Origin of the sequence: Methylomonas sp. (assembly GCF_023228165.1) — a bacterium.
GTDB lineage: Bacteria > Pseudomonadota > Gammaproteobacteria > Methylococcales > Methylomonadaceae > Methylomonas.
Genome location: NZ_JALOBS010000017.1, coordinates 50,849 through 72,998, shown reverse-complemented (window position 1 = coordinate 72,998; position 22,150 = coordinate 50,849). Strand labels below are relative to the sequence as shown.

Below are 22,150 nucleotides of genomic sequence, written 5' to 3'. Positions count from 1 at the left end.
ATTTGCCAAAATATAAAATTTCACAAGAAAATTATTTGTAATATTGTTATAATTTAACAAACAAATCATTGTAAAATTTTATAATTTTTATAGGGATAATTTGCTAAATTCGTCTTATAATTTAGCAAATTTTTATTTGCCAAAATATAAAATTTCACAAGAAAATTATTTGTAATATTGTTATAATTTAACAAACAAATCATTGTAAAATTTTATAATTTTTATAGGGATAATTTGCTAAATTCGTCTTATAATTTAGCAAATTTTTATTTGCCAAAATATAAAATTTCACAAGAGTTTTGCCGAATTATGCAAACCAGTAAATCGCTTTTCGGATTTGTAAAAATAATCCCGAAACGAATAACGCTAAAAAATAAATAATTCCCGCGACAGCCGGAGACCTCCGCCAATAATAAAAACGGTTTTAATTACTGCAAAAAAATTTGCAATAATTATGTAGTTTTTGGCAAATTTACTTGCGAACGACAATGAAAACCGGTAAGTAAATTTGTAAAAATTAAAGGCTAAAAAATAATCAATTCCATCTCTTCTCGAGCGCGAAAAATTTTAATCTGTAGCCGCCGCGGATAATTCTTCCGCTGGAACTTCGGTTACTATTCCGTCATTCTCGAGCGATTCAAGAATGGTGTCTATTTCATTATGAATTTCTTTTTTGCCACCAACACCGCGCGTTTGTTGCGATTTGCCGCGTCCGCGAATGTACCAAATAATAAGAATAATGACTATAACTACTATAATCACGCATGCCGCTATCATTTGCGGCGACCATGGCGTCATAATTTTGTTTACGAGTGCGCGAAATTGCCCAGGCGGCTCAGGCGGCGCACCGCCTTCGACTCCCCCTTCGGGGTCGAGGCTTCGCCGAACTGTGGCGATTTCATGCGGATTTTCGACACGGCTTCGAGAATTTTCGGCTGGAATTGCGTTTATCTTTGAATCGCCAACGATTGAAAAATCTGTCATTGACTTTATATTTTATTTACTGGAGGTGTCTCAAAAAAAATACAATGCGCGGATTGATTCATTTCGCGCATTTACATCGCGAGCTTCCTCAGCTTTTCATCAGTGATGCTGAAATTCTCAGCGCCACTTGCAGTTGTGCCGACGGATGCCGTCAAATAATCATTTACTTGCTGGCGAACAGCGCCTGGATTCGCTACAGATACGCCAACACTGCCGCAAAATGCAGACGGATTATCCTTTAGTGCATTCGCGTTTTGCATCTCAGAGAGATGTTCGGCGCTGCCGTAATCGTCTCGCAATCCTAAACTGGCGAGTGTCGCGCCAACAATTCCTTCTTTTTTGTTGCCAATCCATCCGAAGAATAGTGCAATCACAAGAATAATCAAAATAATGATAACAAGAAGCGTTGTCAAAGGATATGCCGTGAAAATGCCGAGTACGGTGGTCCGCAGCTTATCCAGTGTCTCATCTCCGCCAACAATATTGAAGTCCTCTGCCATAGCGAAAAATCCGCAACCTGACTGATATATATATAAATGGCTACCCGAAAAAAACTTAAAAAAATTAAAATAAATTGAATTGCAAATTATAATCAAATATAAGGCAGATATACCGAGAGTATATTAATTAATTCAAAGATGTCTATTGTTCGCGCGGTGAACGACTATTTCGAGGTCTATAAAAACCTGCAGAAAATGTGCAAATATCGCGGCGCTAATGAGATAATACAATGCCCGGACTGCAAGGCAAAAATATTCGAAAGAAGAGAGGATTTTCTTCAATCATTTCAGGCAACTTCCAGCGCGCAAATTCTCGCCAAGCGAATTGCCGACCCATATGGGCGCCCTGATGCTTATCTTTTGGTATTTCTTATTTCAGATGCACTTGGGCAAATATCGACAAAAAAGAACTTTAAAGAACGCATTCGCGAGGCAAATTCGATTTACGCACAATTCCCGCGAAATGAGAATCTCGCGCATGAGTTGATTATCGTTGTGCCGCAAATCCAAGCAACGTCAAAATTAGATAAGCATATTCAAGAAGCGCGAGAAGAAAAGCCGTCAATAGACGTGACTTTCGTAACATGCGACCGCTTTTGCATCGAAGTTCCGCTGCACGTAAGTGTGCCGAAACATGAGATAATGCTCCCCGATGAGATTGCCGAATTGAGCAAAAGTCGGCATGTCGACCCATCGTCATTTCAAAAAATATGCGTAAGTGGTCCGCATCAAGACGCAATGGCAATCTGGATGGGGCTTTTGCCGAGAATGCTGATTCGCATTCATCGGTTTTCTGATTGTGTCGGCAGCGAAATTGCTTATCGCTATTGCGTTGGCGGTGATAAAGATTAAAAATGCATATCATCGCAGAGGATTTCTTCTTGAATCGGCGTTTCTTCGGCGGCAATCGGCTGAGCACCTCCTTCGGAGGCGAGGCTCCGCTGAACGCGCCGCGGAGCACGGCGAGGTGGGCTTTTACCCATAGCGCGAGATGGTGGCAAAATCGTTGTCATCAACGCGTGGAATATTTCCCAGCGTTCTTCATCAGTCGTCTTTTTTTGCGCAGCTTCGCAAGCGACATTAATGCGATGAATTCTATCGAGAACAGCGGGCGTAATAATGCCTGCGCATTCTTCTCGCGTTACACGTACTTCAAAAAGAGTAAAAAGTTTCCATGGAAGAACTGCAACGGCATTTGGCGGAATATCCGCGATGCATTCGACGTGCTGCATTCGCAATTCACCGGCAACAAATTTATTGCATATATCGCAAATAACATCCGTATATGCGCAACCTAAGTCTACTAACGGCGTATCAGCGTCTCGCGCCACATCGCCGATGAAGAATTCCGCGCCGGATGCGATTAAATGCGTGTTTTCCGCGATTGCTTGCCCGAATATCGGCACAAATGCAAGCGGATTTGCTTGCACATTTTGAAGTTGACCGATTGTGCAGCGGCGAAACACTGAATCCGCGAATAATGCCTCTTTCGCATCGGGAATATGGCGGAATCCCATTGCCAATTGCGGCATATAAATCGCAGGGATTTTCCCATCCGGAATTCGCTTAAATGGATTTTTCTGCTCGAAGTAAACTAAATCACCGGCTTTATTGCGAAATATGCCATCCGGCGATAATCGTGTGCCTTCTTCGCGATGAATAATGCATATATCACTGCATTCAATCTGGCAATCGTATTTCTTCGAAAGATAATTTCGCAAAATCGGCTCGAATAGTTTTCCCCATTGCGTAGCGATATTGCCCGTATTTTCGCGGAGACCCATTTTCGCGGCGATGATATCTTCCATGCTTGAATAACATCCAGGCGTAAATAATATCGCAGGCAATTCAGAACCGCCGATAGTCGTTTTCGTGAGTTTATACCACGCTTCCGTATTTTGCTTTGGCAGAGCGGACGCAGTCTCTTTAATTTTCGCCAAACGTGCATCCTCGGAGGGAGCGAAGCTCGCCGGAGGCTCGACCGCAAAGCGGGGGCTTTGAGGAGCATCTGCATGACAGATTAGGCTTTGCTGAGCGTCCATTATGGCTTTTTCACTAAGAATTGAACACAACGGGGAATGAGATATATAAACTACTCAACAACACTTCAATTTTGAATGAGTGATATAAAGCGAGATAAAGAGGCGATTTCGCCCGAAATAAAGTCGCCAAAACACAATAAATCCACGAAAGAATGCAAATGGTCCTATGGAATCGCATGTTGCAGAAAGAATCCGAAAACCGGCACAATAGAAATACTAACAATAAATAAGCGCGTTACATATGCGTTTCATATGTTTGTATCTGGCGCGTATGCGGCGAATGATGACGCAATTCGGCAATTATTTTGCCAAATGACGCTCGCAGAGAAATTGGATATTCTTAGTATGAATTTTTATCAAATGTGGTATCGAGTTTGGCTGCATTCAGCGCGAAATCGGCAATTGTTCGCATTGTCGCGCATCAAATTCATGTCAACATTTGGCAGTGATGCAGAAGGAAGACAACACTTGGAGCGACTCATGCGCAATACGCCGAATGCCGAGACAATTTGGGAAATTCCCAAAGGAAGAAAATCATTCTCCGGCGAAAATCCAATCAACTGCGCTATTCGCGAGTTGTATGAGGAAACTGGCATTCCGCGGACTGCATATCGCATTCTTGGAGGCAGTTATACGCACACAATTACGGATGCAGGAGTTGTTTATCATACAGTTTATTTTATTGCATTCACTCGCAGAATTATCGAACCCGCTCTTCGTTTTGTAAGTCTCGAGCGCTTCGAAGAAATTAATGATACGCGCTGGATGAATGTCGCCGCCATTCGCGCAATTTACGCAGATTCGCCGGCGATTATCTCGCATTTGAATTGCTATCGGCAAATCACAAATTATGTACGCAGTGTAATACAAAATAAATCATATACTTTGCGTAATCGCCGCCGTCTCGATGAAAAAAAAGCAGCCCAAGAATCCGCAACATAATTCGCGCGATTCTGCGCAATGGAGTATTTTTTTCATCTGCTCAACACAGCTGAATCTGTACCAAGATATGAATTCATGATAATCGCGCAAAGAACATCGTGCATAAATTGCTCATTATAATACGATATTTCAGAACGGCGAATTGTAAGTATATCTTCATCAAGAGAAGAAATTGATGAGATTTTGCGCTGGCGATATTCAGAGCCGATATTTTGCCGAGTTTTCGCGGATGGCGTAAAAAGCCAACTCGTGGCGACAAAATTGCGAATATCTTTTGAGCCGGCATGTCGCATCGGGTCGTGATAATAGCTGCAGTTCGCATTTCCGCAGCTATCATATCCGCATGTTTTTATTTTTGTTGGATGCGATTCGCTACCATAAATAACGCCTAATCCGCCATGATAAACAATGCCGCAAATTTTAATCGCGAATCGGCACAATTCTGTGTGCCAATATAGTGCTCCTTCTTGCGTCACACAGCGTAAATCTCTGGTTGGAATGCATTGAAGAGAAATTGCCTTTGTAATTTGTACGCGAATCGTTTGTTGCGAATCGTATAGCGGAATTGCCGGGCGGCAAACTGGCAATTTACTGCTGCCGCAAGTGATATATTGAGAGACTTTCGGCGCCGCCGATTGCGCGAGCGTTTCATTGGCGGCGGCGCATTCGCTCCGAGATTGTTCGCTACTTCGCGCAGAATCGCGCGATAAATGCCACTTTTTTTCGCGACTTTCGGTATCAAAACGCTTGCGGCGAATTACGCCCCATTCGCCCGGCGGAGATTCGCTCAATTTGCCTTTTTCAGTCTCATTTGTGGGTGTTCTACGAATATGCGATGCGATTATTTTCGTGTTGTCGCTACAAACACTCGAATTTGCATCCGCCTCGGGTATTGAATTTCGCACCATTATTTTTCGAATCTGTTCTTGCAATATGCGCATTTTCGCAGCGATTGCTGGCAAAGAAGCAAGTGATTTTTGCCGCGCTAATTCATATTCCGCTACTTTGCTGCGTTCACAATAAGCATCAAGAGAAACAACAAAATCTTCGAAATCTCTCAGCAATTCCATTGTATTTGCAGACGATTAAATATATATAGCAGTATTCTTAAAACTTCAATGAGTAGCGAACTCCCGCGAAGCGGTCAAGCCGAAGGCGAACTACATTCTGATGAAAGCCAATTATCGGCTGGATATTATCCCAGCGCAGAAAAGCCAGATTTTATGTGCGATTTGCTTCAGCGCCGAGAATTCGCGGAATTAAAAGTAATCCCCGGCAAAGATGATTTTCGCGTTGGCAAACTCGATGCAGAATTAGGCGCGAAAGGCTTGAAAATTCATTCGCACCAGCAATTCGGACGAAATCTAATGAATCCAAATACGCCATTTGACAGGCTTCATTTGCTTCACGCGACTGGTTGCCACGCAAAAGGCACGAAAATACTATTGTTTGACAAATCCAAAAAAGCAGTCGAAGATATTCGCGTCGGCGATAAATTAATGGGCGATGATTCGACACCGAGAACAGTTCTTTCTCTTTGTCACGGATATGCGCAAATGATAAAATTTATTCCGCGGCAAGGAATTGAGTATGTATTTAATGATGAACATATTCTTTGTCTTGTAGACCCAAAAAAAGACGAATTCTTCACTGTGACAATTCGCGAATACATTGCCGCGGTCGCGCACGCCGAAGACGCGAAAATGAAAGGCGCGAACTGCTATTATCGCAATTTTGGCGCCGCGGGTACACAATCAATAGTAAGGACAACATTTCGCTTAGAGTCGGTTGGCGAAGGCGAATATTTCGGCTTCTCTTTGGATGGCAACGGGCAATTTCTCGGGGCTGATACATTAGTTTTGCATAACACCGGCAAATGTCTTGGCAGAGGAACGCGTGTGCGCTTATTTTCTGGCGGATTAGCCGCCGTAGAAGATATTAATATTGGCGAATGGTTAGTTGGCGAAGATTTCCAGCCGCGAGTTGTGCTCAGTGTTTGCCATGGTATTGAGGCATCGTATCGCGTCGATTATGAGTTTGATGATAAACCGACATTTGGCGCATCCGCACTATTACAAGATACAACTGCGCATCATTCATTTGTTTGCAATCGCTCACACATTCTCACGCTAAAATCGCTCAAAGGAGAATTCGCCAATGGGAAACATGAATCTCTTTTCGATATGAATATTGCGGAATTCCTTCAGCGTGGAGGAAGTGGGCAAACGCATTGCATGGTTCGCGCGATTGCGCCGAATCGCGACCATCAAAATGTGCGCATAACGCAAATTGCGGAATGCGGCAATCGCGAATATTTCGGCTTTACTTTGAGCTCCCCCAGAGGGGTCGAGGCTTCGCCGAGCGGCGGAATGCGACCCGATAATGAAGATAAATTTCCAGATATTCGCTATTTAATTGGCGGAGCGAGATTCCAACTCGCTGATGGCGTTATCACGCATAATACACTGGTCTGCATTCAAGTGGCGCAAGATTTTATTCGCATCTATCGCAATCTTTTCAAATTTCCGCGCGATATGCAGAATATTGCACACACTCCGGCTATCTTTGTATTAGGATTCGCAGGAACGCGCGAGGCATTTCTTCGTGACTTGCTGAAATATCCTGAATTCGGCTATATTTCAATCCCAGAGCGAGAAGAACTCACACTTTATCATCGCGACGCAACTATGCAGGGCAGCCCAGAGGCATTCGCAAAATATAAATCATTCTATCAATCATTGAAGCGCCGCATTACGAATAGAAATCTCGGCGGATTTTATCGCTTTTATGGCTATGATGAATTTGTTAATCGCCTGTTTTCTTCGACTTCTGGTGGTGGCGGCACTTCAGAATTAGGGCGCATTATTGAGCAGACTATTGGCGAATCTGCCGCGAAAAGTGCAGAAGAAGACAAAGATATGGCGCTCTTGTCCGCGCTTGAAGAAGCAATAGAAAATAATAAGATTCAGGTTGATGCGACTATTCTTTCGCAATTGGAAAATTCGCTTCTCATTTGCGATGAAATTCATCAGAGCTATAACTCGGTGTCAAAAAATCATCGCGGATTAGCCGTGCAATATATTGTCAATCATGTGAAGCACCTGAAACTCATTTCTTGTTCTGCAACACCAATAAATAATTCGGCTACTGAAATTGTAGAATTGCTGAATTATTTGACACCGGTTTCATTTCCGAAAGTCAAAAAAGCAGACCTTTTCACAAATTTAGCCGGTGGTTTGCCGCAATTGAAGCCAGGCGCATTAGATATAATTTCTACAAATCTCGCTGGGCGCGTTTCATTCCTCCAGGATTTTAATCCTGCGTATTTCCCTCGAAGAATTTTCGAAGGGGAAGTATTGAATTCCTCGAAAGAAATAGCACAATCGGATGGAATCGTACGGCTACCAATTATCGGCTGTGAAATGTCAAAATTACATTGGGATACTTATGTAAAATTCATGAGAGAGCGTGAATCATTTCGCGGCGAAACAGAAGTGGCGGCGCAAGAAGAAATCAGAGAAATAGCCGCAGAGGAAGAAATGACGGCAGAAGATATAATAGTTGGCATTCCATCATCCGCATATTCGCTCTTCGATGCGGTTTTCCCCAATCCCACGGAATATTTGCGCCCACCCGATACTTCAACAACTTCAAGTGCGAATGAGCCAGAAGTCGGGCTTTTTAACTCCGCCAATGTCGCGAATCTCATCAGTTCGGCGCCGATAGAATGGCGAGATAAAATCGGAATCGCCGTTAAACGCCAAAGCAGTTCTATCAATGTATTTTCGGGACGCTTCATGTTGCGCGAGAATATCGCGACTTATTCTGCGAAATACGCGAAACTAATAGATATTCTTATTGATGCATTTCAGACGAATGGCGCGCATAAAGTCATGATTTATCACGAGCGTGTCAGAATGACTGGTGTGATTTTTATTCGCGAATTGTTGCGCGAAAATGGTTTTATTGACGAAACTTCCATTCCTGGCGAAAATTCGCGTTGTGTGCGCTGTGGGCAAATTCAGAGTAATCCCACCCATGCGCGGATTGAATCCGCAGATGCTCACGCGGATGCTCACGCAGATGCTCACGCAGAAAATTCAACACCTTCACATCATCAATTTCTGCCCATTCGAGTAATAACGCTATATTCCGAGATGGACCGCTCGACAATTGATAATAACAGAATGCTATTTAATGCGCCGGATAATGTCAATGGCGAATATTTCGCGATAATCCTCGGCTCAAGAATAATTCGCGAAAGTTATGATTTGCTTGCAGTGCAGCGATTAATTATTCTCTCATTGCCGACATCCATTCCCGCGCTATTGCAAGTTTTCGGGCGTTGTTCGCGCAAAATGTCGCATTCTGCGCTTCCCGAAGAAAAACGCGTTGTCCACATTCAAATCATCGCGCATACAACGCCGAAAAATTCTATTGGAGGCGATTTGATATCCCCAGAGATGAAAAGATATGATATTAAGCTGCGGAGTTATCAGATAATCCAGCGCATCGAGCGCGAAGTTGCGCGCGTTGCCGCGGATGCGGGGCTCAATGATGCGATAAATTTCCCCAGCGAAAATAAATCCGATACACTGGGAATGCCAAAATTCGACGCGTTTTATCCGTTCGATGCGAGCCTTCTGCAATTTCCAGAACGCATTCGGCTTGAAACATTTTACGCATACAAGTATGGTGTTTCTGAAATTGACAACACAGTTAGCATTATAAAACGACTCTTTCTCTTGAAGCCAATTTGGACGCGCGATGAGCTTGAAGTCGCTATTAGAAAACCGCCATTCGGAGTTGAAATCAATCCGGCACTCATTTCAACAGATGCAATAAACGCTGCATTACTTTTCTTGATGACACCGATGCCATCTGTTATCGACACTAAGAAATTAGATTTACATTTTCATTGGACGCAAGATGCGAACAATCGCTGGATTTATATCGGCAATGTTCCGCATACTATTATCGCGATTTCAGAAAGCGCGAGGGAAGCGAACAGTTCGCCAAATATTTTCATTATTGCGCCGATGGAAACTTTCGCGATTGGCGGAATATTTCGCCAACAGCCGTTTCTTGATATCGAATCATTCGCAAAAAAAGATGTTGAGCGTACAAGCGCACTGGTTATCTCGGAGGAGCAATTCGGCATCAATTATGTCATTTTCGAGCGAATATTCCCGCAAATCCATGAACATTATTCGGATGCGGCTTTCGCAGCGAACGAAGCGGCAAGTGGGCGCAAATTCGCCGAGGAGGCGCAAATCGATTTCTTCGTAGAATTTTCCGATGAGTTTCAAAAACTATTTGCTGAAAAACTGATTTCCGATGCCGATATTCGCGTGAAATTCACACATCTTGCGCAACTATTAACTGATATTGATGCATGTATTGCCATAAAAGAAATTAAATCATATCGCGCTATTGTTGGGAATATCGAATCTGGAGTGATGAATTTGCCAGATAATACACCGATTGCATATTGCGTTGAATCCGGAGTAAGAGTGTGGTCCGGCACTGAATGGTTTGAAGTTCAACGCGGAACGCTTAATCGCAATCTCACATTTCGCGAAAATGCCGATATTGTTGGCATTTTTGAGCGCGTCGGCGATATTGTAAAATTCAAAATTCGTTCTCCAGTGCAAGAAATTCGCAAAGCAGTGCGCGAAGAACATCCGGATTCGCGTACACTCGAGCGCGGCATTGTTTGCGATACGAAAGAAAAAGATACTATTCATCGTATTGCTGCGAAACTGGGCATCACATTTACTGGCGAAAACGCGCAGGAAACAGTGAGAGAAACTTGTCGGCGCGTGCGCAATTTGCTCGTTTTTCGTGAAATAGAAGAGCGAAAAAAATGGAGCAAAACAAAATACGTCTATGGATGGTGGGACGCGAAAACGAGCATTTCGGCAATTATTTAGGCGGTGCGAATTTATGCGCAACAGCGCAAAGATGACGCGAATTGTCTTGGTGGTGGTAATAGTTCTATTTTTATAATTAATACCTTAAGTTCTCCTCGGACCATTCCTTCGGAATAAATTGAAATTCTCGCCTGCGAACTTGCCGTAGACTTGAGCGCATCACGCGAATTTGAACTATAGAATGGTAAGGTTTCTTGCTGCGGTGCGTCAATCCAAATATTAAAAATAGTCCCGATATTAACGGCAGCTTCTATGCGAGCTATTTGGGATAATTGCAATGAAAAATTCGGTGCAATTATTTTTTGCGCCATGGGTTTTCGAAAATGACGCATCTTATCTTAATGAATGCTTAACTTCAGTTTTTATCGTGCGATTTTAAAGGCTATTTGCCACTTTCTATTTTGAATCTGTTAAGACATTAATATATACTACAATTCCTCCTTATTAAACAATCTGCGATAAGGGGAAAAATATGCTTTTTAAATGCCAAATACAGTGCTCTCTGGATTTAGCCGACCCTATAAGCATATTCGCAAATCCGAACTCTCTTCTTGAAGAAGTTCGACGGGTATATGAGACAAAATGCGTATTTGGGGTTTTCGTCAAAGAGGTAATAAAAATCGTGCATCAAGGCGATTGCATTTTCGTTCGAGATAAACGCCCCATAATCGGCACACTAAGCATCATATTTGAAGCTCTTGTCTACAAGCCGCACACTGGCGAAATAATTGCCGGATGCGTAGTCGTTGAAAATAAGCCGCTAAATTTGGTATGCCGCAAAGACCCAATTGCGATTTTCATATCAACAGAAGAAGATGATGGAAATCGGCTATCAGCTCTAAGAAAGGGTCAAATAATTCCCGTTGTCGTTACGCAATCGCGCTTGAAATTGGGGAAAAGCACAATCGCCGTCAAAGCCAAGTTATATTTGCCAACACTTCAGCCGCATATTATTCGGGTTTTATCTGAATCAAGTGCGAAAAACTTGGTAGCGAGTGCATCGCAAATACCTGGCGAATATCAGCAACGGCTCGACACCTCTGGCAGAGTTCTGCGAAGCGCAGACGCCTTTAGCGGAGCTTCGCACTCGCTTCAACTTAAGCGCCGCGAGTATATTACCGACCTCTTCACGGAAATTCGCGATGCAAAGATACATATCGATGCGATGAAAGGAACGCCGCCATTCGCAATGGCGATGAGCGTATTGTATCCAGCCATAGATGCGAAAACCAATACACTGCCGCCTAATGTGGAAGAAATCGATATTGAAGATTTAACGAAAGGTATTCCACCTGCGCATCCGCTTGTAAAGAATGGCGGCTATTTGGCGCTTTTCCCCAGCATGCATGCGCCCGTCTTTTCGCGGCGCGTTTATTTGCCAGCTTCGAGTGATGCAATAGCGGCAACTTCCGTTGATATGCCCGCTGTCGATTTGGAATCGGCGATAATCGCAATGGCAAATGAATATCTTTCGCATGTGAGATTGGTGCTCAATTTTATCGAAACGTATGGAACAAAAGAATCAATAGAAAGACATCAAAGTTTATGGGCGATTTACAGAGCTGCCAAAACATCTTCTCCCAAAAAGAATTAGATGATATCATTCTTAAAGAATTGGTAAGCGGAGAACCATTTGCGGAACCGGATATTATACCATGCATGCAAACGAAAGATGCCGATTCTTATAGGCGATACATTTGCTCATTTTGTAGCCAATTACAATTCGCTGACAAGCGCGAAATATTGAAAATTTTAGTGAATTACGGCTTTAAAAAACTTATTCATGAATCGGGAGCAAATTGTGCCGTTGATTTAGACAAGGTTCCCGATGAAATATGCATCAAAATCGGGAAACTCGCGGAGCTTCGTTTCATAACGCGATAAAAATCGCGGTGCATTTGCTCCTTATTTGGATTTTTTTGTGCCGTGAAATATAGCATGAGTGAATCTAAATACGGTATTTCAAAGCCGCTTCATTGGGACTCTGGCGGTGAAGTATCGCAAGATATAGTCGATTTGTCGCGAATCGCGGGATTTATCGACGACGACGATATTAAGCCGAGTGAAATCGCGGATTCCGTGAAATTACTGGAAAGTGAGAAATTCATCGGTGAAAATGGTGATGGTGATGTCATTGGCGCGTATATGATTATTGGCGCCGATAGATTGCAGCAATTCAACAAGCGCGAAGTAGGATATCAAGATAGTGCGACTACAGTAGAAGCGAATCTACGCTATCTTTTTGGACGAGACCATATGCTAACTAATGCGGCGGCATTACAGATTCCGCCCGAAGAATTGCTCGCAGCATCAATTTCAGCGAAGAAAAAAGCCCAAAAAACACGAAAGACTCGAAAAAAGGTGCCGGGCAAAGCCGCGCAAAAGAAAGGCGGTGATGATTCCCCGCCAGATTCTCTTGAATCCGCATTATTGACGCCGCCGATTGATGAAGATTTCGCGATAGTTGGCGGCGAAATATCAGATGGCAGCAGTGATTCAGAATCGCCGAGCACTGAATCCGATGACGATGCATTCGCGGATGCATCGAGTGATTCCGAATGCGCATCAGCGAATGATACCGAAGAGGAAATTCCACCACAAACGCACGATGTCGCGAAATATGCGATTGAGGAAGTCGCCGGAGATTTCGCTATTGCGGATTAAACGCCAATCACACTTTCAATTATATAAATCGATTCTTTTTTCGTGCGGATGGACCCGAACATACATGAATTGCCTCCTTCGGAAAAACAACGCGCGGAAGTATTTTACGAAAAGACAGTCACTATTGATGATGTAGTGAAAGAATGTGTTGCTGTGTGGAATAGACTTCATCAATTGATTAGCGAACGCTATCCTGATGAAACACTGCACGGATTGGCGAACAGCGCGCAAGGATGCGCAAAATTAAATGATATTGTTCTTACTTTGACGCAAGAGCATCCGGACCTTTGCAAGACATATCCGCTAATTACGCGCTATATGGCAAATTTTGGTGAATTTTCGCCAAAAGCAGTAAGAAAGTTTTTAGAGTATGTGAAAACGCATTATTGGAATACCGAAGATGAGTTTTTGAGCACACAGGCGATGTATCCGCCAATATTATTTCGCACTCTTTACAAGAAAACTCACCGCGCACCAGATGCAGAACATTCGCATCAGGGCGTATTAGACGCGCTCAAAAAAGAAACAGAATCATTCAAGAATAAAGTTGCGGAATGCGAAAAAGAGGAAGATGCGGAAGCCAAAATACGGCTCCAGCAATCTCGCGCTGAATTGGCGGAGTTAATCGCGAAATATGGGGCTGATTTATTCTCGGAACTCGGCGAAGCCTCGACTGCTACGCAGGAATTACATCCCAGTGAATCCGCACCAATCGAAACTCCGCCAGAAACATCCGAAGCTCCGCAGAGTGAAAAAAATCCAGAAGCCATTAATCTTGCCGAAGCTGCGAGCGTCTTGCGCGAAATTTCAATGTAATTGCGCACACTATTGTTGTAGTGGCGATATCCACGCTTCTCTTTTAATTTCTGGAGTATAATTCGCCGGTTTCGATGCGAAATAGCCAATATCGAATAGCCGCGATTCGATGTAATCACGTAAATAGCCAGATTTCACGACATAATCAACAACGATGAGTTTTACACCTTTTTTTTCGCACAATTCTCTCTTGAATTTATCTCTCGCTATTCGTTCCGCATAAATTTCCGGCGTATCGCCTTTTCCTGGTTTCGTATGCAGTGGACCATTCACTTCAATCGCGATACCGATTTCTGGATTATAACCATCTAATTCTAATTGTATGTCTCCGTCTTTGATAAGCCACGATGGGCGAATTGTTGGGAACGGCTTCCCAGTAAGACTTTCAATCGCGCGAATTGCTGCGGATTCATATTTTGTTCGCGGACCAAGCTTTACCAAATCGCGAAATTTGACATCTCGTCGAAGACTCGACTGCTGCGCAGTATTCTTTCGCGCATTCGCAATGCCGCTACCAAAAACGGCAATGCCTTTGGCAGAATAATTACGTGCAATGGAAAAGATAGCAATGAACAATATAAACAACACAGCAATAAAAATTATCCATTTCCATGCCATCACTTCGTGATATATTCCTCTCGAGGAGAAATATTTCGCAATTCCACGACAAATACGGCAAAATTCTCGAGACTATTCACTGCGATGATATAGCGATTTTGGCAGTCGAATTTTTCGATGTCATAGTTGCCGCGAAATTCGATTTCTCGCGACTATATGATGTTGATGAGACAATAAGAGAATTAAATCGCGAGTTCGCTATATATCTCGCAGAACGAGAATATCCACAAATGCACGATGGATTTCATTCGGAAAGAAGACCGGCATATTCACCAAGTTGCGCCGCGCAAAAAAGAGTGTGCGTGACTCCTGAAATTGTGCGCGGGCATTTCCCTTTTGTTTCGACAACAGAAGCGCGCCGTCTTGGGCAAAGTAGGCGCGCAACTCCACAATTGGAGCAAATTCATCATTATCCAAAGAGTCACTTAGGCGTTCTTCTTGCGGGAAAAGATTGCGAAATTCTCGCAAATGAAGAAGCGACGCGCCCCAGTGATTATGGTTGCGCAACTCCGCGCGATATATTTGAGGCGCAATTCGCATTGGCAAATCCAGGCGGCGAAGATGCGGCGATTTTAGCCGCGCGTAAATGCCCCGGCGTTTATGACGATATTCCCACATTTCGTCCTGGATATACAGAACAAGGTAGGAAATATTTTCTGCCTTTCCACGCGCCATCGCGCTCACATGCCGCCATTATTGCCGGCGCAAATCGCTATGAATGGGGCGAATGCGATTCGAGAATCGGGCAACGAGGGGGATTTAAATATGCACCGGCATCCAATTTCGCTGTGTAACAAATCGATGCGAACCATTTTCTTTTTTGCATTGTGATGATGCGGCACCTTTATCTTTTGAAATTGTGTGGCGCTTCAAATATAGGCTAATGGACACTGGGGATAATGTTAATCGAATAATTACGCATTATAGTAGTCTTCGCACCCAGGCAAATGCGCGAAAATCGCCAGAATTTGAAGTGCGCTTTCATAATGCCGATGCACAAGAAGCATCGCTAAATCCGGATCAATTTGCCCGCTTACTCGATTTTGCCCGCACGAATGCGGCAGATTTTATTGCAATTGAGCCGGCAGAAATAAGCGCTGATATTCCTCTTGCATATTCACAAGAAGTGCGAGATTACCAAAAAACGCAGCGCAGAGAACAAGTTCGCGCTATGATTCGCCTTCCATATTGCATTGACAGTAAAGGCGCATTTACGAAATGCGCAACTGTGTCGTATATCGTCAAGACATCAATATTTACAAATCAAACGCGCAGTTCTATTCGCTGCAAATTTAGCGCCGCAATGGAAGAGCAAATTGACGCACGCCCGCCAATTCACACAACTGAGCCGGGGCGCACGAAAGTCCGCGTTTCTTTTATTGTGCAGAAAGATTGGCGATTGGATTTTACTGTTGTTTGGCAATTTTCGACTTCAAATCTAAGCAACCCAATGACGGTTGTAAATTCGATTGGCGAACTTATTCCTGCGAAATTGCGCGAAAGCTTACGCATTGCTTCGGCAGAGCCGCCGCCGATTTCCGCAACGAAAATCGCATCGCGCTTCGCAGAAATGGCAGCAAATCCGAAAATAGAATACCGCTTTGAAATTGAGCTCGAACACATTGGCAATGGAATGTTTACTCATGATAATCTGGAAAACGCGCTTGCGGCAATATTGCCTATTTTAGGGCAAACAACACCCCACTCGCAGCAAAGTCGCGAATCTACGCAAAGTGACAATGAAATTCGCTTTATCGTACGCGAGTTAGGTCGCGCCGAGGGCACTGCCGCTTCGCGGGAGCAAGTCCCGAAATCGGCTAAATTCGCCGATGCGCGTTTCAAGGCGATTGTGAATCAAGCGAAAAGCATTTCCCGCGCCGAATATCGCGATACTTATTTTCCAAAGAGGCAAAATTTCGCCCTAACGGATAAAGCTGATGGCGAACGCATTTTCGTGGTCATTCATCCGGCGAAAATCGTTCTTCTTGGTTCTGGCATGATGCGCGAGTGTGCAATGGAAAAATATGAGGAACGCGAGGCATCGCACGGCACTACAATCGCTGATGCGGAATTAATTGGCAACGGCATCTTTATCTTTGATATACTTCTTCTTGAAGGCAAAAAAGTATTCTTGACGCCATTCAAGGAACGCATGAAGCAACTGCAATCCGCCGCGCAAATTGTGAAAGATGCATTTGCACACGCAGTCTCAGCGGCTGATAAATCGTTTACTGTTGATGCGAAGAAATACTTTCTGCATGATGGAACGCCAGAAGATATGCGCGCAAAAATAGAAGCGATTCTCGGCGCGAAATACGCGTATAAAATCGACGGAATCATTCTGACAGAACTAAATGCAACCGAAAGCGGCGGCAGTTTTGGGGAAGTTGGCGATTATTTTCGCACTACAAATATCAAATGGAAGCCGCCTGAAGCGACGACGATTGATTGTTATGCAGTTCTTTGCCCTGCGTCTGAAATCGGCAAAAAACCATATGTTGTGCCGGATGAATTTCGCGACCCAAATATGAGAGATAAAATCGCCGATGGCGTGGAATTATATTGCCTTTTCGTCGCGATTCGCCCGCAGCAAATGCGCGAATTCGGGCTCGAATTTTTGCCTTTTGCGCGAGCGAAATTCGGCGATAAATTACTCAGCACAACGCGAATCCCCATTCATTTGTGCCCGCCATATAATCCATATGCGTACGTATTTTGGCATCGGCGTGCCGCAGCAGATTCGCCAGGATATCTGGATGGGAAAATCGTGGAAGTATATAGAAAAACTTGCATTGAAACAGGCGCCGCAGAATGGACAATTAAACGCATTCGCACAGATGTTTCACAAGAGATAGACTATTATGGTAATAATTTTCATACTACGTGCAATGTGTATGCCAATTATTGCGAGCCATTTCTCTTAGAGCATTTATATTTGCCGCGAATTGCCGGCGAATATTTTGAAGAGCAAGAAGGAATCGCAATCGATTCGAAAGAAATGGTTAGCCGTAAGTTTCGCCGGTCGGTATTAACACTTCTCTATTTTGATACTTTCTATTCGGCGCTCCAAGATGGGGGCGGAGTTCTTCTTGATATTGCAGGCGGGCGTGGGGGTGATTTGGTGCGCTTCCGGGCAATCGGTGCAAAAATGGTTATCAATGTTGACTCCGATATGACGGCATTAGTTCATTCCGTCGAGCGCTATTTTGACGAAATGGAGAAAAAACAGATTCACGGTACATTGGTGGGAAAATTGCTTACTGCCGCAAGAAAAATCGCAGACCCGCGCGCAGCGTCTGGCGTTCCGCGAACTGCGCTCAAATATAGCGTGATTCAGGCGAATATCGCAGGAATCAGTAGCGTACCAGCGCTTTTGCAGCATGTTGGAGTTGTTTCTGGGACAATCGATTGCGCGGTTTGCACATTTGCGTTCCATTATTTCTGCGATACAGCAGAAAATATTCACGCAGCGCTGAAATTCGCGCATGAATCACTAAAAGAAAACGGCGTATTTTTGATTTCCACATTTAGCGCGGAGAAAGTTGTTGCCGCGTTTAATGCGCGCACGGATGGCAAATATGATGCGCTATTGCGCTTCGAAGATTTTCATGTGCTCCAGAAACGCTATGAAGGCAACGCGCTTCGCGATTTCGGGCAGCATATTCGCGTGAGATTAGGTTTTGCCGCAGAAATGCGCGATGAACCACTGTGCAATTTTGACTTCGTCGCGAAAAAAGCGAAAGAAATCGGCTTCAAAATTGCGACAAAGAAAGCAAAATCATTTGCAGAATATTTCAGCTCTGTGAAGCAATTTGGCGATTCGCGCATTCGCGATGGGCTCACGCCTGGGATTGAGGAATACACCGCGCTGTGCGAGTATCTGGTTTTGCAAAAGAAAGTAGACCACAGTAAGTAAGTTTTCCCGAATCTTTAAAAGTATCTTTTTTTGAAATGAAGAATTGTCAATTTATACGAGAAGCAAAAATGGCAGTAAATCTCGGCAAAGAGGGCGTTCGCCCTGGGCAAATCAATAACGCAGTTGTTATCGATGATTGGCGCGCGGATATCCCCGGAGCGCTCAGCGCGAATAAATTTGCATGGAATTTTCCAACGCTTACTCGCATAAATCGCCGTGGTGCCGAAATATCATGGAAAATCTTTGTCAGTTTGGTAGACGCAAAAGTATTCAACAAAGATGGAACAATTGTGTTTAAGCCGATTTTAGATTCTTATTTTGATGGAAAATGCCCACATTATGGTTATATCAAAGTAGATGCTATGCAGAAATCTACCGGCGTTATTCGCGAAAGTAATGCTACGATTGTCGCGGAAGGCAAAAATATTGGTAGAAAGAATGAAACAAATACATTTCAGCAAGCCTTGCGCGATGCAAATTCGCGTTATCAAAAGCAGGCGCGAAAATTTAAAACGCCGACCGCCGATACTACGAGCATAGCTGCGGCAGCATCCGCGGCTGCATCGGCAATTGAATTAATTCCGCCGATGCTTGCAAAAAATATCACGGATATTGGCGGAGTTGACGCGCTAAATCAAATGAAAGTAGATGTTTATATTCAGCCGAAATTAAATGGCATTCGCGCTGTTGCTGTTTTCGATCCGATTGCCGGAGAGTGTGTGCTGTATGGGCGCAATGGATTGAAGTTTTCTGGCTTCGAAAGTCTAAAAAATTGTCTTCGTGCTCCGCTTGAGGCAGAATTCGCAAAGGATGGAACAATCATTTATATCGATGGCGAATTATACAAACATGGAGTATCACTGCAGCAATTATCTGGGAATGTTCGCCGCTTGGAAGGCAAAGAAGCCGCAGATATGGGAATTATTCTTAATGTGTTTGATTGCTTTGCTGCGCCAAAAACGCCATTATCGCGCTTAATATTTTCAGACCGCTTCAATTTGGTTCGCAGATTGATTCTCGATACACATTGTGATGAGCGCGTTATTCGCGTCGTTGAAACGCAGCAAATCGCAGGCGAAAATTTGACCGATGGAAAAAGCGTATCCGAACGAGCGCGAGAATTTTTCAGGAAAGTGCTCGCTGATAAATACGAAGGCGCGATTGTGCGTCCAGATGTTGATTATGAATATGGTGTCGGCGGATATCACTCGACGAAATTGCTCAAAATGAAGCCGATTATGGATGCTGAATTTGAAGTGATTGGATTCACTGAAGGTGAACATGGTAAAGCGGTTGGCGCGATTCTCTTTAACTGCAAAACGCCGGAAGGAAATGAATTCACTGTAACGCCGGCAATGACGCTTGAAGAGCGCAAGAGATTATTCAATAAATATTCCAAGGAGAAAACTGGCAAAGAAGCATTTTCAGAGGAATATTTCGGAAAAAAACTCGTCGTTTATTTCGATGAATGGAGCAATGATAAAGTGCCACTGCGGGCGCGCACGGAAGGGCTGATTCGCGTGGATGATTTAGTTATGGACCCGCGCTTCTAAATTCTATGTAGATGGAATATCATTCGCTTTTTTTGTAAGTTTCGCAAAAAAATAAATTTGGCGACTTCTGCCGCGGTTTCATCTCGCGCCATCAACGCGGAGAAATAATCCATTTCGCGGATTCGCCAAGATTCGCGATTAATTTGGCATCTATTTTTGCGCAATCCAACGCTTTGGGTTCGGTTGGCGGAAGAGTTTGTTGTCTATCTTTGATTTTAAATGTCACGTAAATGAGTCCAGTGCCGGATGTTGTTATTCCAGGAATAACAATGACATGGCTAATTTCTACGCGAGCGGCACAATCTGAATTATGCCAAATAAAGATATGCTCACCGAGTTCAATAATCGTTATTTCTAAAGCACGACCAAGAATGATGCCAAAATCCTTCGGCGCATGCGCGTCATAGCGCGCCTGATACTCATATTCGCGCCATTTTTGGGGCTGAGCTCCACCGGAGGTGTCGAGGCTTCGCCGAGCTATTGCTGTTGTCATTGAATTTATAATTATTCGCCAGTTAATTCAAAAAGAAGAAAACTGCATTAGAGCCATACAGAGCGTACTCGGCAAAGCCTCGACACCTCCGGTGGAGTTCGCGTTCCGCGCGCAATGCCGCCGTTTTCTGAATCGACGTATTGGACATCAATATCGAAACAATCCTTCGGGCAAAATGGAATTTGCGCGACAAAGTCGTATTCATATGCATCGATGCCGTTAGTCACGGCGCGTCTAAGCCGCCAAATGAAAAAAGTTGCACGGCTTGTTTTCTGAAACCATTCGCGAATTGTTGATTCGCTATCGGCAACGAAAGTTTCAACATGAAATGGCGAATTATCAAGCGCGCGCATCTTTTTAAGCCATTCCACAAAATCTGGGCGCATTTCATTTGGCAGCGGTCGCGAGGCATATTTATCTTTTTGCACTTTTGTCCATTCATCTTGCGCGATTCCTGCGATTTTAAAACTCACATTCCAAAGTTGATTCATTGCGGCAACTCTATACAAGTTACCAATTATTATTCAAAAAAAGATTAATATTGCATGTCGTTTTCGTGCGCGTTGCGATACGATTCGCATCTCATAAACATTTCTTCAACGGGAATTTCGAAGCTTTTTTCTTCGCGAAGTAATGTTCCGCCGCGCATCAATACGGCAGCAATTGCGTGAATTTGCTCCACTGTCGCGCTGAACCATTCGCTATGTGGATAAGATTTGCAGCCAATATTGCGGAGTGTGTCATGAAATGATTTTTCCGCCGCGCGAATATCTTCTTTTGTGTCGAATCGCGCGGTTACAGACCAAACAGCGATGAAATATGGCGTGTGTGCGGGCAATGGATTGCGCCCTGTTTGATAATCGCAGAGGCGTTTCCGCGGATTTTGTGAATAACCAACTTTAATAAAATTGCCAAGAGCCAAATCGGCTTGCGATGTCATAGCATATATGAAATGCGAAGGTGCGGCGGCTGTGGAAGTTGTTGTTGCCATTTTTATAATATACAAAGATAAATTCAATTTGCGCGAATATTCACCAAACGATTAGTATTCGGCAATCGCAGTTAATTCCGAAAACATGGCGAAAACGCGCTGCATATTTTGCCGCGTCTTGAAGTGACAAATCCGCTGGAAGAAATTGATAAAATTCGACAATGGGGTTCTCTGAGTTCGCCTTCGGCTCGACCGCTACGCGGGAGTTCGGCGGAGCCTCGACCGCTACGCGAGAGTCGCGAAATTCCGCGATTTTCGCAAATTGTCCATCCAGTACAAAATCGAGTCGTATTTTGCCGCGGCAAACAAGTGAGAAAATCAGCGCGATGAATATCGCCTCGCGAATAATATCCGGAATAAAATAATCGCAGAATTTTCCCTTTAATTCAAGATAACCGCAATAGCGCGCTGAAAACAGTAAATAATCCGGCATTCCTTTGCGCGCGCGAATAAGGCAGCCGGCGAAATCAGAATAATCAACTCCATCTTCCGAATATTCGCATTCGCAGCGTTGCAACTCAAAGAGAATCTGTTCCGTGTATAGCGATTGCATCTTCTTAAGTGAATCTTCTATAAACCCTTTGTATATCGTCCACATGACAGTGGCGAATTGATGGCGGCGAATCATTGGTGTTATATATTCGCGATCACGCGGAACGGGGTATTTCGTGACGAGGATAAATCCGCTCATCTTGATA

General features: G+C 43.9%; 18 protein-coding genes. 9 read left to right on the top strand and 9 right to left on the bottom strand.

Features of this window, described 5'->3' with window-relative positions; genetic code table 11:
• Positions 1-567: 567 nt before the first annotated feature.
• Complete coding sequence (locus tag M0R33_RS13990) at positions 568-984, bottom strand: hypothetical protein (RefSeq protein WP_292570313.1); 417 nt, start codon at positions 982-984, stop codon at positions 568-570.
• Positions 985-1,055: 71 nt separating this feature from the next.
• Positions 1,056-1,484: a hypothetical protein gene (locus tag M0R33_RS13985; RefSeq protein ID WP_292570310.1), complete on the bottom strand. Its 429-nt coding sequence runs from the start codon at positions 1,482-1,484 to the stop codon at positions 1,056-1,058.
• A gap of 138 nt (positions 1,485-1,622) precedes the next feature.
• On the opposite strand from M0R33_RS13985, the gene M0R33_RS13980 reads away from it, so the two are divergent.
• A complete protein-coding gene (locus tag M0R33_RS13980) occupies positions 1,623-2,336 on the top strand; it encodes a DNA-directed RNA polymerase subunit RpoH/Rpb5 C-terminal domain-containing protein (protein WP_292570307.1) in 714 nt (237 codons plus the stop codon).
• Here M0R33_RS13980 and M0R33_RS13975 read toward each other — a convergent pair.
• Complete coding sequence (locus tag M0R33_RS13975) at positions 2,333-3,526, bottom strand: YqaJ viral recombinase family protein (protein WP_292570304.1); 1,194 nt, start codon at positions 3,524-3,526, stop codon at positions 2,333-2,335. The two genes, M0R33_RS13980 and M0R33_RS13975, sit on opposite strands and share 4 nt — an antisense overlap.
• Positions 3,527-3,601: 75 nt before the next feature.
• Here M0R33_RS13975 and M0R33_RS13970 point away from each other — a divergent pair, with 75 nt between their 5' ends.
• Positions 3,602-4,468, top strand: coding sequence for an NUDIX hydrolase (locus M0R33_RS13970; protein ID WP_292570301.1), 867 nt, complete (start codon positions 3,602-3,604; stop codon positions 4,466-4,468).
• Between the two features lie 32 nt (positions 4,469-4,500).
• Here the strand turns inward: M0R33_RS13970 and M0R33_RS13965 are convergent, their stop codons facing one another.
• On the bottom strand, positions 4,501-5,538 hold the full coding sequence (locus M0R33_RS13965; RefSeq protein WP_292570298.1) for a hypothetical protein: 1,038 nt from the start codon (positions 5,536-5,538) through the stop codon (positions 4,501-4,503).
• A 48-nt stretch (positions 5,539-5,586) separates the two neighbouring features.
• Between M0R33_RS13965 and M0R33_RS13960 the strand changes: the two genes are divergently transcribed.
• The 4 genes from M0R33_RS13960 (at position 5,587) to M0R33_RS13945 (ending at position 13,881) form a co-directional block, all read left to right on the top strand.
• Positions 5,587-10,401 carry a Hint domain-containing homing endonuclease gene (locus M0R33_RS13960; protein WP_292570295.1) on the top strand — a complete coding sequence of 1,605 codons (4,815 nt, stop codon included), beginning with the start codon at positions 5,587-5,589 and terminating at the stop codon, positions 10,399-10,401.
• Between the two features lie 472 nt (positions 10,402-10,873).
• Positions 10,874-11,995, top strand: coding sequence for a hypothetical protein (locus M0R33_RS13955; protein ID WP_292570292.1), 1,122 nt, complete (start codon positions 10,874-10,876; stop codon positions 11,993-11,995).
• Between the two features lie 344 nt (positions 11,996-12,339).
• Positions 12,340-13,065: a hypothetical protein gene (locus M0R33_RS13950; RefSeq protein ID WP_292570289.1), complete on the top strand. Its 726-nt coding sequence runs from the start codon at positions 12,340-12,342 to the stop codon at positions 13,063-13,065.
• Between the two features lie 48 nt (positions 13,066-13,113).
• Positions 13,114-13,881 carry a hypothetical protein gene (locus M0R33_RS13945; RefSeq protein WP_292570248.1) on the top strand — a complete coding sequence of 256 codons (768 nt, stop codon included), beginning with the start codon at positions 13,114-13,116 and terminating at the stop codon, positions 13,879-13,881.
• Between the two features lie 9 nt (positions 13,882-13,890).
• On the opposite strand, the gene M0R33_RS13940 is transcribed toward M0R33_RS13945, so the two are convergent.
• Positions 13,891-14,502: a hypothetical protein gene (locus M0R33_RS13940; protein ID WP_292570245.1), complete on the bottom strand. Its 612-nt coding sequence runs from the start codon at positions 14,500-14,502 to the stop codon at positions 13,891-13,893.
• Between M0R33_RS13940 and M0R33_RS13935 the strand changes: the two genes are divergently transcribed.
• The 3 genes from M0R33_RS13935 to M0R33_RS13925 all read left to right on the top strand — a co-directional run bounded on the left by M0R33_RS13935 (position 14,493) and on the right by M0R33_RS13925 (position 19,968).
• A complete protein-coding gene (locus M0R33_RS13935) occupies positions 14,493-15,293 on the top strand; it encodes a hypothetical protein (protein WP_292570241.1) in 801 nt (266 codons plus the stop codon). The two genes, M0R33_RS13940 and M0R33_RS13935, sit on opposite strands and share 10 nt — an antisense overlap.
• Positions 15,294-15,382: 89 nt before the next feature.
• Positions 15,383-18,415 carry a methyltransferase domain-containing protein gene (locus M0R33_RS13930; RefSeq protein WP_292570238.1) on the top strand — a complete coding sequence of 1,011 codons (3,033 nt, stop codon included), beginning with the start codon at positions 15,383-15,385 and terminating at the stop codon, positions 18,413-18,415.
• A 68-nt stretch (positions 18,416-18,483) separates the two neighbouring features.
• Positions 18,484-19,968: a hypothetical protein gene (locus tag M0R33_RS13925; RefSeq protein WP_292570236.1), complete on the top strand. Its 1,485-nt coding sequence runs from the start codon at positions 18,484-18,486 to the stop codon at positions 19,966-19,968.
• A gap of 91 nt (positions 19,969-20,059) precedes the next feature.
• Here M0R33_RS13925 and M0R33_RS13920 read toward each other — a convergent pair whose 3' ends face one another.
• From M0R33_RS13920 to M0R33_RS13905, 4 genes are read right to left on the bottom strand one after another with little or no spacing between them, the layout of a single operon-like run.
• On the bottom strand, positions 20,060-20,461 hold the full coding sequence (locus tag M0R33_RS13920; RefSeq protein ID WP_292570233.1) for a hypothetical protein: 402 nt from the start codon (positions 20,459-20,461) through the stop codon (positions 20,060-20,062).
• A gap of 47 nt (positions 20,462-20,508) precedes the next feature.
• The gene (locus tag M0R33_RS13915; protein ID WP_292570230.1) at positions 20,509-20,952 is read right to left on the bottom strand and encodes a hypothetical protein; all 444 of its coding nucleotides are present in this window, start codon (positions 20,950-20,952) and stop codon (positions 20,509-20,511) included.
• Positions 20,953-20,996: 44 nt separating this feature from the next.
• The gene (locus tag M0R33_RS13910) at positions 20,997-21,452 is read right to left on the bottom strand and encodes a GIY-YIG nuclease family protein (protein ID WP_292570227.1); all 456 of its coding nucleotides are present in this window, start codon (positions 21,450-21,452) and stop codon (positions 20,997-20,999) included.
• A gap of 40 nt (positions 21,453-21,492) precedes the next feature.
• The gene (locus M0R33_RS13905; RefSeq protein WP_292570224.1) at positions 21,493-22,143 is read right to left on the bottom strand and encodes a hypothetical protein; all 651 of its coding nucleotides are present in this window, start codon (positions 22,141-22,143) and stop codon (positions 21,493-21,495) included.
• Between the last annotated feature and the right edge of the window lie 7 nt (positions 22,144-22,150).

Bases quoted from the DNA above. Each gene is read 5' to 3' on its own strand.
- M0R33_RS13990 (WP_292570313.1), bottom strand. From the start codon at position 984: ATGACAGATTTTTCAATCGTTGGCGATTCAAAGATAAACGCAATTCCA.
- M0R33_RS13985 (WP_292570310.1), bottom strand. From the start codon at position 1,484: ATGGCAGAGGACTTCAATATTGTTGGCGGAGATGAGACACTGGATAAG.
- M0R33_RS13980 (WP_292570307.1), top strand. From the start codon at position 1,623: ATGTCTATTGTTCGCGCGGTGAACGACTATTTCGAGGTCTATAAAAAC.
- M0R33_RS13975 (WP_292570304.1), bottom strand. From the start codon at position 3,526: ATGGACGCTCAGCAAAGCCTAATCTGTCATGCAGATGCTCCTCAAAGC.
- M0R33_RS13970 (WP_292570301.1), top strand. From the start codon at position 3,602: ATGAGTGATATAAAGCGAGATAAAGAGGCGATTTCGCCCGAAATAAAG.
- M0R33_RS13965 (WP_292570298.1), bottom strand. From the start codon at position 5,538: ATGGAATTGCTGAGAGATTTCGAAGATTTTGTTGTTTCTCTTGATGCT.
- M0R33_RS13960 (WP_292570295.1), top strand. From the start codon at position 5,587: ATGAGTAGCGAACTCCCGCGAAGCGGTCAAGCCGAAGGCGAACTACAT.
- M0R33_RS13955 (WP_292570292.1), top strand. From the start codon at position 10,874: ATGCTTTTTAAATGCCAAATACAGTGCTCTCTGGATTTAGCCGACCCT.
- M0R33_RS13950 (WP_292570289.1), top strand. From the start codon at position 12,340: ATGAGTGAATCTAAATACGGTATTTCAAAGCCGCTTCATTGGGACTCT.
- M0R33_RS13945 (WP_292570248.1), top strand. From the start codon at position 13,114: ATGGACCCGAACATACATGAATTGCCTCCTTCGGAAAAACAACGCGCG.
- M0R33_RS13935 (WP_292570241.1), top strand. From the start codon at position 14,493: ATGCCATCACTTCGTGATATATTCCTCTCGAGGAGAAATATTTCGCAA.
- M0R33_RS13930 (WP_292570238.1), top strand. From the start codon at position 15,383: ATGGACACTGGGGATAATGTTAATCGAATAATTACGCATTATAGTAGT.
- M0R33_RS13925 (WP_292570236.1), top strand. From the start codon at position 18,484: ATGGCAGTAAATCTCGGCAAAGAGGGCGTTCGCCCTGGGCAAATCAAT.
- M0R33_RS13920 (WP_292570233.1), bottom strand. From the start codon at position 20,461: ATGACAACAGCAATAGCTCGGCGAAGCCTCGACACCTCCGGTGGAGCT.
- M0R33_RS13915 (WP_292570230.1), bottom strand. From the start codon at position 20,952: ATGAATCAACTTTGGAATGTGAGTTTTAAAATCGCAGGAATCGCGCAA.
- M0R33_RS13910 (WP_292570227.1), bottom strand. From the start codon at position 21,452: ATGGCAACAACAACTTCCACAGCCGCCGCACCTTCGCATTTCATATAT.
- M0R33_RS13905 (WP_292570224.1), bottom strand. From the start codon at position 22,143: ATGAGCGGATTTATCCTCGTCACGAAATACCCCGTTCCGCGTGATCGC.